9 protein-coding genes are annotated in these 13,366 nt (G+C 40.1%); 6 read left to right on the plus strand and 3 right to left on the minus strand.

The features are described from left to right. Nucleotides 1–89: 89 nt before the first annotated feature. Both H4J75_RS07540 and H4J75_RS07545 read right to left on the minus strand, forming a co-directional pair. Nucleotides 90–1,361 carry a glutamate-5-semialdehyde dehydrogenase gene (locus tag H4J75_RS07540; protein ID WP_083278014.1) on the minus strand — a complete coding sequence of 424 codons (1,272 nt, stop codon included), beginning with the start codon at nt 1,359–1,361 and terminating at the stop codon, nt 90–92. A gap of 185 nt (nt 1,362–1,546) precedes the next feature. Continuing rightward, the gene (locus H4J75_RS07545; RefSeq protein WP_182221775.1) at nt 1,547–2,326 is read right to left on the minus strand and encodes a pyrroline-5-carboxylate reductase; all 780 of its coding nucleotides are present in this window, start codon (nt 2,324–2,326) and stop codon (nt 1,547–1,549) included. Between the two features lie 403 nt (nt 2,327–2,729). Between H4J75_RS07545 and proB the strand changes: the two genes are divergently transcribed. The 6 genes from proB to H4J75_RS07575 all read left to right on the plus strand — a co-directional run bounded on the left by proB (nt 2,730) and on the right by H4J75_RS07575 (nt 9,217). After that, on the plus strand, nt 2,730–3,908 hold the full coding sequence (gene proB / locus H4J75_RS07550) for a glutamate 5-kinase (RefSeq protein WP_182221776.1): 1,179 nt from the start codon (nt 2,730–2,732) through the stop codon (nt 3,906–3,908). 278 nt (nt 3,909–4,186) lie between these two features. Continuing rightward, a complete protein-coding gene (locus H4J75_RS07555; RefSeq protein ID WP_182221777.1) occupies nt 4,187–5,533 on the plus strand; it encodes a DASH family cryptochrome in 1,347 nt (448 codons plus the stop codon). Further along, nucleotides 5,526–7,082 (plus strand): cryptochrome/deoxyribodipyrimidine photo-lyase family protein, encoded by a 1,557-nt coding sequence (locus H4J75_RS07560; protein WP_259366352.1) that lies wholly within the window; start codon nt 5,526–5,528, stop codon nt 7,080–7,082. The genes H4J75_RS07555 and H4J75_RS07560 overlap by 8 nt, the downstream gene beginning before the upstream one ends. Nucleotides 7,083–7,088: 6 nt before the next feature. Beyond that, nucleotides 7,089–7,235, plus strand: coding sequence for a DUF2256 domain-containing protein (locus H4J75_RS07565; protein WP_083278015.1), 147 nt, complete (start codon nt 7,089–7,091; stop codon nt 7,233–7,235). Nucleotides 7,236–7,286: 51 nt separating this feature from the next. Then, nucleotides 7,287–8,837, plus strand: coding sequence for a cryptochrome/photolyase family protein (locus tag H4J75_RS07570; protein ID WP_182213662.1), 1,551 nt, complete (start codon nt 7,287–7,289; stop codon nt 8,835–8,837). A gap of 128 nt (nt 8,838–8,965) precedes the next feature. Further along, a complete protein-coding gene (locus H4J75_RS07575) occupies nt 8,966–9,217 on the plus strand; it encodes a TIGR03643 family protein (RefSeq protein WP_070375800.1) in 252 nt (83 codons plus the stop codon). 110 nt (nt 9,218–9,327) lie between these two features. Here the strand turns inward: H4J75_RS07575 and putA are convergent, their stop codons facing one another. After that, a complete protein-coding gene (gene putA, locus H4J75_RS07580; RefSeq protein ID WP_182221778.1) occupies nt 9,328–13,152 on the minus strand; it encodes a bifunctional proline dehydrogenase/L-glutamate gamma-semialdehyde dehydrogenase PutA in 3,825 nt (1,274 codons plus the stop codon). Nucleotides 13,153–13,366 lie beyond the last annotated feature (214 nt).

A 13,366-nucleotide genomic window follows, 5' to 3' on the forward strand; every position in this document is an offset into this window, starting at 1 on the left:
ATTATTGCTAACAAAAAAGTGTTAACTAGGTATAGCTTTAGCTAAAAGTTTGGTACTTTTATGCGTGGTAGTGTTTAACGCAAAAGCGTTTAAGGACGAGTTTGCCCTTGACCGGCAACACGGTATTTAAAAATGGTTAGCTGCTCTAAACCAACGGGTCCACGTGCATGTACTTTACCGGTCGCAATACCAATTTCAGCGCCCATACCAAACTCACCACCATCAGCAAACTGAGTTGAGGCGTTATGCATCACCACGGCAGAATCGACCGAGCGCATAAACGTTTCCGCGATTTCCGCATTTTCAGTGATAATAGCATCGGTATGTTTAGAGGAATGCTCTTCAATAAAATCAAGCGCTTCATCTAATCCAGATACTACTTTAACCGATAAAATCGCATCAAGGTATTCAGTATCCCAATCGGCATCAGTTGCAACATTAATACGGGGATCGCAGGCTTGAGCCGCAACATCGCCACGAATTTCACAACCCGCTAAGGTGTCTACGAGTTGTGGTAAAAATTCTTTTGCTATTGCTTGGTCTAACACTAAACTTTCAGTTGCACCACAAACACCAGTTCTGCGTAATTTGGCATTTTTAATGATACTGAGTGCTTTGGTCAAGTCTGCGTCTTTATCAACATAAATATGGTTATTGCCATCTAAGTGAAGCAAGGTTGGTACTTGAGCTTCGTTTCTGACTAGCTCAACTAAACCTCGGCCACCACGAGGAATAACTAAATCAACATAATCGGCACAGCGCAGTAAAGCGGCAACGGCAGATCGGTCATCGGTGTCAACCAGTTGTATACAGTTAGCCGGTAAGCCAGCCGCACGTAAACCCGTTGCCATACACTCAACAATAATACGTGTGGAATTTAAGCTTTCAGAGCCGCCACGTAAAATTACCGTATTACCTGACTTAAGACATAACGCGCCAGCATCTGCGCCAACATTAGGACGTGATTCATAAATCATCCCAATAACACCAATAGGTGTTGCTACACGGGTTATTTTAAGACCATTGGGACGGTCAAATTCAGCTAATACTCGACCGACAGGATCGGCTAGCTTGGCAATGTCTTCTAGCGCGACAGCCATACCTTCAACTCTTTCAGGGTTAAGCTCTAATCGGTCTACAAACGAATCGGCTTTACCGGCTTTTTTAACGCTTAAAACATCGAGTGCGTTTGCTTTTAGCAGTGCGTCCATATTTTCACGAAGCGCATTTGCGGCAATAGTTAATGCTTTGTTTTTTTGTTCTGTCGTTGCACAGGCAAGTACTTTGGCCGCGGCTTTTGCTTGCTTACCAAGCGTAGTGATCATTGTTTCTATATCAGTATTCTTAGAGGTATTTGACATTAATTTTTATCCTTTTACTTGTTCATTTAACGCTAAACTGTTTGATCAACTTTTTTACTTGAATGATATTAACTTTTATTTTTATCGCTGATATTAATATCAAAAGCAATAATAAAAGTTCAGTTTAAAGAATTTAGGGTTTTCATTAAAAATGTTTGAGTGCGTCATTGCTGACTGGACTAAAGTTAGCGCAAGGCTACCGCACGTTGATAAGCCGATAAAACAGTTGAGTCAAATAGAGACGCTAACTGTTCATCTTGCATAAGCGCACTTAATCCTGCCGCTGTTGTACCATTTTTACTGGTTACTGAGTTTCGCAAAGTCTCGGCATCTTCTTTACTCGTTAAGGCCAACTCCATCGAACCACTGAGTGTATTCAATACCAACTCTCTTGCAGTTTGCGGTGAAAAGCCGAGTTTAATTGCCGACTCTATCCAACAACGTGCTATTTCAAAGGCATAACCAGGACCACTTCCAGCGACTGCCGTTACTCGGTCTAGCTCGTCTTCGCTGGTTGTTATGTGTGTATAACCAACGGCATTGGTTAATGCTACAGCGTTTTCAATTTGAGCCGCACTACAACGAGAGTTTGCGAAAAGTCCGCTAACGCCTCTACCAATTTTTGCGGGTAGATTTGGCATAACGCGAACAATAGCTTGTTCGCCAATCAGTAGTTCTATTGAAGAAACCGAGTAGCCAGCAGCGATAGATATAATGCAACCCGAATCAGCAAGATGACGACGATAGCTTGGTAATATTTTTTCAATAAGCTGTGGTTTAATCGCAATAACAATGATGTCGAAACGTTGATCAGCTAGCTCTTCAATGGCTTGTCTGACGATAACATTCTGCGGTGCTTTAACTAATGAGGGATTAATAATAGTGATGGTGTGATTTGTAGAAGTTGCCCAACGAGTCAATAAAGAACCGCCCATTTTACCACAACCAATCATAAGTAATGACATGAAACTCCTGTTGTTTTTTAGCTTACATTGAATGAAATACAGATCGTTTTGCAGGTGTTCAGTACGAACTTTTAAAATCCGATAATATATTTTTCAAAACGTTGAGTTTGAGTTCAATTGAAAAATTATCTTTTTTAGTATATGATATCTGCACTCATTTGTCGATTGCCGTCAAATTCTAACGTTTTTACCAACGTTTCAGCAATTTTTTATCTATTACTTTTAACGCGGTCAACCGCTACTTTTAACGCGGTCAACCGCAGATAAATTTATGTTATCAGTAATAAGCAATAATTCTAATACGACAATAAAATATCACGAAAATAGCTGCAATTTGTTGAATCAATTTTGTGAATGATTCAACGCTACTATTTATTTTAATTAACCAGAGCACGGAGTAATTTTGCCCTCATTTGAACAACAAAAAACTGATAAATCTTCTCGAAACAAGCCACGTATCGTTATTAAAGTGGGTTCGAGTCTCTTAGCAAATGTTAAAAATTTAACACCTAGTTTTGCTTTTATGCATGGTCTCCTAAGTGACATATCTTTGTTACGCGAGCAAGGCTACGAAGTTGTATTGACCTCTTCTGGTTCAGTAGCATTAGGTCTAAATACGGTTGGTTGCACTATTGAAAATGCTAGTGTGCAAGATAAGCAAGCGGCTGCCGCTTGTGGACAACCCATCTTAATGCATGCCTACAAGCAAATTGCACTTGAGTATGGTTTTGATATAGCACAGGTTTTAGTTACCTTAGATGATTTAGAAAATAGACGTCGCTTTCTCAATATTAAAAATACCGTTCATCGCCTGATAAAACAAGGCGTAATGCCTATCGTCAACGAAAATGATACGGTGACTACAGAAGAAATTCGTGTCGGAGATAATGACAGACTTGCTGCTAAAGTCGCACAAATGATTGGCGCAGAGTATTTGTTTATTCTTACCTGTATCGATGGCGTGTATGACCGAGATCCTTCAGAAGAAGGCGCAATTTTTGTCGATTCTATCGAAGATGTTAGTAGTTATATGGAAGCGGCAAGCGGCACCAGCTCTTTAGGTACCGGTGGCATGCTAACTAAACTACAAGCGGCCAATATGGCGCAAAATGCTGGTTGTACAACCATTATTTCGAGAGGGACGATGGAAGCGCCTGTTACCGGAATATTGCACGGTGATCGCAGACACACTAAGTGTATTGCTCACTCATCACCTTCATCAGCATGGAACATCTGGCTAACTGACCGTTTGCAAATGGCCGGTAGTTTAGTGATAAAACAAGAAGTTGCTGATGCACTATTTGGCGGTGACGAAGGATTTACCTGCCACGATGTTGTTTCAATACATGGCAACTTCGAGCGCGCAGATGTGCTTCACGTCTACGACGAAAAAGGTGAAGAAATAGCACGTGGTTTGTGTAACTTCTCATCGGATGAAACAGCCATTATTGCTAGTCGTCCAGACGAAACGGTGCAAAATATCCTTGGGTATAGCGCTTCACAACGATTGATCAATAGTGAAAACTTGGTCGTCTTAAGTGAACATCATCTTTCTTGGGATGAACCTGTTCAAGATGATTAATTGATTAATTGAATAATTGAATAATTGATTAAATGACCTCTGCAGCAATGCAGAGGTTTTTTTTTATCACTTAAATACACTCGTTATTCTTACCTATTAAGTATTAGCCTCAGCTAACCGACTCAACTATGATTTTCTGTAACCCCTGCTTTTATCAATTAGTGGGCGATTAACTGCCTGACTACATCGAGTTACACCCGCATATAATAACTTAACGATGTTGATCTAATCGCTAAGTTAATTCGTATATAATTTTTTTGAATTTTCGAATTATATCTATGAAACGTTCCTTATACTGGGTGACTAAAGATCTTCGTCTCAATGACAACATTGCACTTAACTTAGCCAGCCAAAGCGAACAATTACTTTGTGTTTATGTTGTTGATAAAAAGTGGTTCGAGCCAAAGAACTATCAATCTAAACCTTTGGGTGATAAACGCTGGCACTTTTTACAGGGGTGTTTGAGTGATTTTAATCAAAGTTTATTAGCATTAGATCAACAACTTTACATTGTTTACGGGGACACATTATCGAGTTTAACCGCGCTCTGTGAAAAATATGACATTACCGATGTTATTACCACACGTCTTCCTGGCACATATGAAAACAGTTTGATTGATGAGCTTGGTCGGCGTTTGCCCGAAGCGGATATTCATCAGGTCGATCAATTTACGTTATTCCCACATCACGTTTTACCCTTTGAACTTGAGCAACTCCCAATAAGTTATTCTAAGTTTAGAAAGGTGATGGCTGATATTAGCATCGCTGATGTTACACCCAGCACTCAATCTTTGCCCAGTATGTTTGCTAATATGCCTTCACCAACAATTTTTAGGCCATCGTGGTTACCTAACACACCTTATCAAAGAGCAAAGTGTGGTTATAATTTTGAGGGCGGTGAAACTGCCGGTTTAAAGCAACTTAGTCGTTATTTTTCATCGGCTTTACCGGCTAATTATAAACAGGTTAGAAATAATTTAGACGGCTGGAATAATAGCAGTAAGTTCTCGGCTTGGTTAAATTATGGTTGTATCTCTGCGCGGCAAGTAAACCGCTCCATTACTGATTTTGAAGAGCAGCAAGGGGAAAATAGTTCAACACAATGTCTATATTTAGAATTATTATGGCGCGAATACTTCCAGTGGTTACATTTTAAAGTCGGTGCAAAAACCTACCAATTTAAAGGTTTGGCTGAACATCCACCCTTAACTTCATTTTATCCTGAGCGTTTTAATAAATGGTGCTTAGGTCAGACTCCTTATCCGCTTGTTAATGCCTGTATGAATGAATTAATGACCACAGGTTATATAAGTAATCGAGCCCGTCAAATTGTAGCCAGTTGTTTGGTTAATGAACTCAGTGTTGATTGGCGATTTGGCGCGGCTTGGTTTGAAGAGCAGCTAATAGATTATGATGCTGGAGTTAATTGGGGTAATTGGCAGTATATTGCGGGTGTCGGCGTTGACCCTAGAGGTGGCAGACATTTCAATATTGAAAAGCAAACAGCACTTTATGACTCTGATGGGGTTTATCAGGCTAAGTGGCTTACCCGAGATGATTACTCGAGTAAGCCACTGGATTCTGTCGACGCTTCTGATTGGCCGGTGCAACCGCTAAATGACTAAGACACTTATTGAAGAAAAACCGATGAATACAGCGGTAAATGTTGTTTGGCTGAAACGTGATTTACGGCTCAGTGATCATCAACCTTTAGTGCAAGCGATTAAATCGGGTCAAACCTTGCTTTACTACGTCTTTGAACCGCTACTTATAAACGACCCTCATTATGATGAGCGGCATTGGCGTTTTGTTTGGCAATCTATTGCTGATATGAATAGTCAGCTAGCCGCTTTTAATTCACGTGTATATTTGTATTTTGGTGATGCAATAGCGGGCTTAATTGAAATCAATAACGTCTTTAAAATAAGCGGGTTGTTTAGCCACGAAGAAGTGGGTTTATTATCGACCTTTGAGAGAGATAAATCGGTACAACAGTGGTGCCAAGCACAAGATATAGTTTGGAATGAGAGTCAATTTGGTGCAGTAAGTCGTGGCAAAAAAAATAGAATTGATTGGGACAAACACTGGCGCCAAGTGATGAAAGCCCCGCTGGAACAAGCCAAATTATCGGATGATGTTCTAGCGAGTTGCACATTAATAGATAAGCTATTTGTCTGCAGTTTTCCAATATCATGGTCAATAACGGATGACTTTATGCTTAAAGGTGGTGAGCTTTGGGCGCAAAGAACCCTGCAATCCTTCTTAAAGGGTCGTGGTAAGGGGTATCATTTTGATATCTCTAAACCGCAAGCAAGTCGTAAAAGTTGCTCTCGGTTGTCACCTTATCTAGCCTGGGGCAATATAAGTTTAAGAGAGTTCTATCAAACTATTTTGATAACAAGATCAGAGCGGGGTTGGAAACGACCAATAGACGCGCTGGCTTCTCGGCTACATTGGCATTGTCACTTTATTCAAAAATTTGAAAGTGAACATCAAATGCAATGGCGACCCGTGAATAAAGCCTATAATGACTTAATGTATCCAGATATTCATTGTGGACTGAGTGTTGAAGAACGACTAGATAAATGGAAAACTGCGCAAACAGGTTATCCATTAGTTGACGCTTGTATGCGGTGTTTAGAGCAAACTGGCTATATAAATTTTCGTATGCGGGCGATGCTAGTGAGTTTTTTATGCCATCACTTACTGGTGGATTGGCGATTAGGCGTTACCCATTTAGCACAATTATTTCTTGATTTTGAACCTGGCATTCATTACCCACAATTTCAAATGCAGTCTGGTGTTACTGGTACTAATATCATAAGGGTTTATAACCCGGTTAAGCAATCATTAGAGAAAGATAGTCATGGTGAATTCCTTAGAAAATGGTTACCTGAATTAGTTGAGTTACCCAATGAAGTTATTCATACACCCTGGTTATTGTCACCCATGGAACAACAGCTTTATCAATGCCAATTAGGTGATGATTATCCATCTCCTATGGTTGATATTAACGAAACAGGCAAGATTGCTCGCGATTTACTGTGGGGCTTTCGTCAACGATTTACCACTAAAAAAGAAGGGCAACGTATTGTAGCTAAACATGTTAGAGGTAATAAAAAAATATCCAAAGCTAAAAAACCTCAACAGTTAAAAATTGCAGAAAGTGATTAAGTTATCATGCATAAAAAATTAACGTTACCCGAGAAAAATTGCCAGACTTGTAAAAAGAATTTCTTTTGGCGTAAAAAGTGGCAAGCGTGTTGGGAAGATGTCCGCTATTGCTCTGAGCGTTGCCGACGTAGTAAAAATGACAGCATCAGCTAAAATAATTATGTATAGATCAATTCAAAGTTAAATGTAAAGTAAGGTAAATTAATGAAGGCGAAACATCTTAGGCTAATATTAGGCGATCAACTTAATGTTATGCACAGCTGGTTTGAACGGGTCGATAGCGATGTTGTTTATGTTATCGCAGAGCTTTATCAAGAAGCTAATTATACTAAGCACCACAGTCAGAAGATAACAGCGTTTTTTGCTGCTATGGATAATTTTGCTCAAACTCTGGAGAGTAAAGGGCATCAGGTTTGCTATTTAACCTTAGATGAAACAGCAAAATATCAAGATTTACCTGCTTTGATCGCCACATTAGTGACCACTTATGCCAGTGAAGATTTTAGTTTTATGCGTCCTGATGAATATCGATTGCGCGCGCAATTAAGCGAGATGTCAGCTCAATTATCGGTACCTGTCTATGAAGTCGACAGTGAACACTTTTTATTACCCTTTGATGAACTCGCTGATCATTTTAAAGCCGCTACCCACGTAAGAATGGAAAATTTTTATCGTTTTATGCGCAAGCGCTTTGCTATTTTAATGAATGGCGCCAAGCCTGAAGGTGATGCTTGGAATTTTGATGCGAATAATCGTCAATCCTTTAAAAAAACCGATCTTAAATTTATTCCTAAACCACTGGTCTTTGACAACCCAGCAAGTGATTATCTACAACGGATAAAACATCATAAGATTGACACGATAGGGCGTGAATCTGAGCATGTTGCTTATCCTATTAATCGCCAACAATCGCTAGAATTATTAACGTTCTTTTGCGAACATCAGTTAGAAAACTTTGGTAATTTTCAAGATGCGATGACTGTAGCCTCACCTTATGCTTGGAGTTTGTACCACTCGCGGCTGAGTTTTTCATTGAACTGTAAAATGCTTAATCCGCTTGAGGTCATTGAAACCGCTCTGGCTGCCTATCAAGCATCAGCAGGTAAGATAACCTTAGCGCAAATCGAAGGTTTTGTTAGGCAAATATTAGGCTGGCGAGAATATGTTAGAGGTATGTATTGGGCTAATATGCCTAATTATGCCGAGCAGAATTTTTTAGAGGCAAAGCGTGATTTACCCGCTTTTTTCTGGAATGCTAATACTAAAATGCAGTGCTTAAGAAGTGCTATCTCGCAATCACTCAAACATGCCTATGCTCATCATATTCAACGATTGATGATCACCGGAAACTTTGCTTTACTGGCTGGCATAACGCCTAGCCAAGTCGATGATTGGTATTTAGGTATCTACATTGACGCGATTGAATGGGTAGAATTACCGAATACCCGCAGCATGGCACTTTTTGCTGACGGTGGTTGGATAGCGACAAAACCTTATGCGGCTAGTGGTAATTATGTCAATAAAATGAGCGATTATTGCAAAGGTTGCCATTACAACGTTAAAGAAAAAGTGGGCGCTAATGCCTGCCCATTAAACAGTTTGTATTGGAATTTTATTGATCAAAATTATGATAAGTTTGCTGGCAATCATAGAATGAGTTTCCCTATTCGTAACTGGGATAAAATGGAGCCTGCGAAAAAAATTGAAATTAGAGAGCACGCAACACAGTTATTGAATAATCTAGATGATTTATAGGCTCATGAGTTAGCGCTGGCTAGATAGGCAGACCTTCAGTTAATGGATAAAAGTTAGGCGCTAATGGTCTTTATTTATCAGTGGCGCGTATAACGATTATGTTTATTTACTACCTTTAGGATCCTTTTATGCAATTTTCTATGGATGAAGAGTCAAGAATTATAGAAATGGCTTGGGAAGATAGAACACCATTTGAAGCAATAGAACATCAGTTTAGTTTGCAAGAGCCTGATGTTATTAAGTTTATGCGTAGTCACTTAAAACCTAGAAGCTTTAGATTATGGCGGGAAAGAGTAAGTGGACGCTCAACCAAGCATGTAAAATTAAGAAGTCCTGACGTATCGAGAGGATACTGCCCAACGCAATATAAACAACGTTGATCACAGCTATATAAAAAAATATCAATAAAAAGGGCATCTTATGATGCCCTTTTTCGTTTGATTTGTAAGTAATGACCCATAACGGGTCATACTTTTTAGGCAATCAGTTGTTAATCTTCTTCAACTAAGGTCATCAGCGATGTATTACCACCCGATGCCGTCGTATCAATACTAATCGTTTTCTCGGTTAATAGACGCTGGATCAAATTATCGAAATATTCTGAACTGATCACTGGCAATATCGCCCCTTGACGTTCAGCTAATTTTTCACTGATAAAGTGCTTACGATCACAATGACTGTCGACCACAACACCTGACAAGGCAGGGTGCGCTAACATCGTTGATAAGTGGCGTAAACGTGCAACCTGAAAAACACCTTCATCAGCACCCGTTGAGAGGAACTTGTCTCTAAAGGCGATGGCTTCATCATAATACAAATCAGAAACAACACTAACAACGGTATTACCGGTAGCCAACGCCGTTACAATAGATAGTACCCAGAAGTGAAAGCTCACTGTCGCATCGGCAAAACAAATAATATTACCGCGGTTTTCCAAATACAACACATTAGACTCACCCGTTGGTCCTGGTAAGAATGTTGGCTTTTTCAAACGCTTTTCAATATCAATCAACTGTGAACGAGCGCCTTTTAAGGTCAGATTTAAATCGTCGGCTAAATCATCAACAATATCAATATGCGCAATTTTGGCTAACAGCTGACGAACACAAGAAAGACGGGTATTTAACTCAGTTAAGCGCCAGCCTTTTTCTGCTGCATTTGCTTTGTCCATAAACAAAGTTGAGGCTTTATCTGATTCTGCATCACCGTCTAAGGCTTCTACCTGCGAAGGTAGCAAGTTAAATTGTTCGGCATCTGGCGTAGCTTTTTCAATAACTAAACGTGTTAAGTAATTGGGTCCACCTGCTTTTGGTCCCGTACCGGACAGACCACGACCACCAAAAGGTTGTACGCCAACAATGGCGCCAATCATATTACGGTTAATATAAACATTACCTGCGCGTGACAGCTTAGCTAAATCTAAGGCACGGTGTTCAATACGCGTATGAATACCCATAGTTAAACCAAAACCTGTACCATTAATTTTATCGATAACCGCTTCTATTTCATTGCCTTTAAAACGTACAATGTGCACACAAGGGCCAAAGACTTCTTTTTTAAGGACGCTAATATCTTTAATTTCATAAAGACGAGGCGCAAAAAAGAAATGCTCGTTACCTGCCACTTCAGCTGATATCTCACACTGATATAACAATTGACCATGGGTTTGCATATAGTCACTGTGTGCATTGAGCGCGCTGAGGGCTTTGTCATCAATTACTGGGCCGATATCTGTGCTTAAATATTCTGGGTTACCGACATGCAATTCTGCTAAGGCACCCTTAAGCATAGTAATGACATTATCAGCGATGTCTTCTTGTAAAAATAATACGCGAAGCGCAGAACAGCGCTGACCTGCCGATTGAAATCCTGAAGAAATAACATCGTCAACAACTTGCTCAGGCAAGGCTGTTGAGTCAACTATCATACAATTTTGTCCACCGGTTTCAGCGATGAAAGGGACTTGATCGCCACCTCTATCAGCCAACGTTTGTGAAATTATTGTGCCGGTTTCAGTAGAACCTGTAAACATAACGGTTTGAATACGAGCGTCAGGCACAATAACACTGCCCACTTCGCTTCCGCGAGCAATAACCGCTTGAACAACACCTTCAGGTAGTCCAACCGACTCCATTAGTTCAATGGTGCGCAAGGCAATTAAACTTGTTTGTTCAGCAGGTTTTGCTAATACGGTATTACCGGTAGCGATTGCCGCAGCAACTTGCCCTAAAAATATCGCTAATGGAAAATTCCATGGGCTGATACATAGTACAACACCACGAGCTTCTAAGCGTTCATCTTCTTCGAGTTCAATCGCTTGGTTAGCATAATAACGACAAAAATCGACGGCTTCTCTGACTTCATCAATACCATCTTGCGCAATTTTACCCGCTTCTTTAATACATAAGGCGATAAGTTCGTCCATATGGCGTTCAAGAATATCGGCAACGCGACATAACAAATCGGCACGTTCAGATACCGGTGTTTTCGACCACGAAGCAAATGTTGCTTGTGCGGTGTCGATCATTGCCAGCATGTCATCTTTAGTGTGGTGTTGATGGAAACCTATGACTTCACTATGGTTGGCGGGGTTTTTAACCGCTACCGAGCCTGAAGGCACATCATTTTCATTGATGTGATGATCGGTAAACCAGTTATCTAATGATAATTTTAACGGCGCTATAGCATTAATATCGGTTAAGTCTAGCCCTTTAGAATTATCACGGCCCAGACCTTTCGCATCATGATACAAGGCGATAGGTTTAACTATTTGGTGGTTATATTTATCTTTTAAACGCTGGGTTTTTTCAACGGGATCGCCCAATAAAGACTCGACTGGCTGAGACTCATCAACGATAGCATTAACAAAAGAAGAGTTAGCGCCGTTTTCTAATAAACGACGCACTAAGTAAGCTAATAACTCTTCATGATGACCAACAGGAGCGTAAATTCGACATTGAATATTTTCACTTGAGACAATTTGGTCATATAAAGAATCGCCCATGCCATGTAAACATTGAAACTCAAAACCTTCTTTATCATCGCCAGCTAGCTCAACAATGGTTGCCGCTGTGTAAGCATTATGCGTAGCAAATTGTGGATAGATACTATCTCTATATTCTAGTAATTTATTAGCACAGGCGTGGTAAGAAACATCGGTAGAAGACTTACGCGTGAAAACAGGGAAATGCTGAAGACCATCTTTTTGAGCATTCTTAATTTCAGTATCCCAATAAGCGCCTTTAACCAAACGGATCATCATTTTTCGGTTAGTACGTAGGGTTAAATCACGTAACCAATCGACGACAAAAAGCGCACGTTTTTGATAAGCTTGTAAAGCCATGCCAAAACCTGTCCAATCGCCTAACTCGCTATCGCTAAAAACCGCTTCAATAATATCAAGTGATATATCTAAGCGTTCAGACTCTTCGGCATCAACGGTTAAGCCAATGTTATAACTTTTTGCTTGTAAGCAAAGTGCTTTAAGTTTTGGCACAATTTCGGCCATAACGCGGGCTTTGTGGGTAAACTCGTAGCGAGGATGAATGGCTGAAAGCTTAACCGATATACCGGGCACTCGGCGAGGATCATTTTTACCTGAGGCGCGAGCAACAGCGCCGATGGCATCGATTGCAACTTGATAAGATTTAAAGTAACGATCAGCATCCGCCATGGTGCGAGCACCTTCACCGAGCATATCGTAGGAATAGACATAACCTTGCTGTTCTTTAGTGGCAGCACGCGCTGTTGCCGCTTGAATAGTTTCGCCCATTACAAACTGCTTACCCATTATTTTCATGGCGTAGTTCATTGATTTACGAATAACTGGCTCGCCTAAGCGACCAATGACTTTTTTCAATAAACCAAAGCTGTCTTTTTTACGTTTATCGGCATAATTAACCATAGTGCCGGTAATTAATAAGCCCCATGATGAAGCATTAACAAACAGTGAATCACTGCTGCCTAAATGACTGCTCCACTGGCCTTGAGAAATTTTGTCACGAATTAAGGCATCTTGAGTATGTTTGTCTGGCACACGTAATAAGGCTTCTGCCAAACACATCAATACCACACCTTCTTCACTGGAGAGTGAGTACTCTTTTAATAGGGAATCAATTGCGCCATTCCCAGATTGGTCTTCACGAATTTGTAAAACCATTTTGCGAGCTCTTTCCCAAGCTCTACTTCTAGCACTAACATTAACTTCTGCCACAGGTAGAATATGATCTACTGCTATATTTTCATCAATACGATAAAATTCACGGATTTTCTGACGAATTGGGCAGTCTGTGCTAAACGAACCATTAAAAAGCATATACTCTTCCTCAAAATGACTACATAACAGCTTGGTGCTATATAGCGATAGTTACAATAGAATTTGTTTGTTTAATTCTGATTTGCCTAATTATAAATGTCGCTATAGTACAATACCACCATAGAATGTATTTCCTGGTCAAATAAGATATAAAATATACGGTATAATATATATAGTTGCCTAAAAATACTGCTGTTTACGCTAAGTTGCCATG

Source organism: Colwellia sp. BRX10-1, assembly GCF_014077545.1.
Taxonomy (GTDB): domain Bacteria; phylum Pseudomonadota; class Gammaproteobacteria; order Enterobacterales; family Alteromonadaceae; genus Colwellia_A.

Excerpts from the sequence above, each read along its gene's own strand:
- H4J75_RS07570 (WP_182213662.1), top strand. The coding sequence starts at position 7,287 with ATGAAGGCGAAACATCTTAGGCTAATATTAGGCGATCAACTTAATGTT.
- H4J75_RS07545 (WP_182221775.1), bottom strand. The coding sequence starts at position 2,326 with ATGTCATTACTTATGATTGGTTGTGGTAAAATGGGCGGTTCTTTATTG.
- H4J75_RS07560 (WP_259366352.1), top strand. The coding sequence starts at position 5,526 with ATGACTAAGACACTTATTGAAGAAAAACCGATGAATACAGCGGTAAAT.
- H4J75_RS07575 (WP_070375800.1), top strand. The coding sequence starts at position 8,966 with ATGCAATTTTCTATGGATGAAGAGTCAAGAATTATAGAAATGGCTTGG.
- H4J75_RS07555 (WP_182221777.1), top strand. The coding sequence starts at position 4,187 with ATGAAACGTTCCTTATACTGGGTGACTAAAGATCTTCGTCTCAATGAC.
- putA (WP_182221778.1), bottom strand. The coding sequence starts at position 13,152 with ATGCTTTTTAATGGTTCGTTTAGCACAGACTGCCCAATTCGTCAGAAA.
- H4J75_RS07540 (WP_083278014.1), bottom strand. The coding sequence starts at position 1,361 with ATGTCAAATACCTCTAAGAATACTGATATAGAAACAATGATCACTACG.
- H4J75_RS07565 (WP_083278015.1), top strand. The coding sequence starts at position 7,089 with ATGCATAAAAAATTAACGTTACCCGAGAAAAATTGCCAGACTTGTAAA.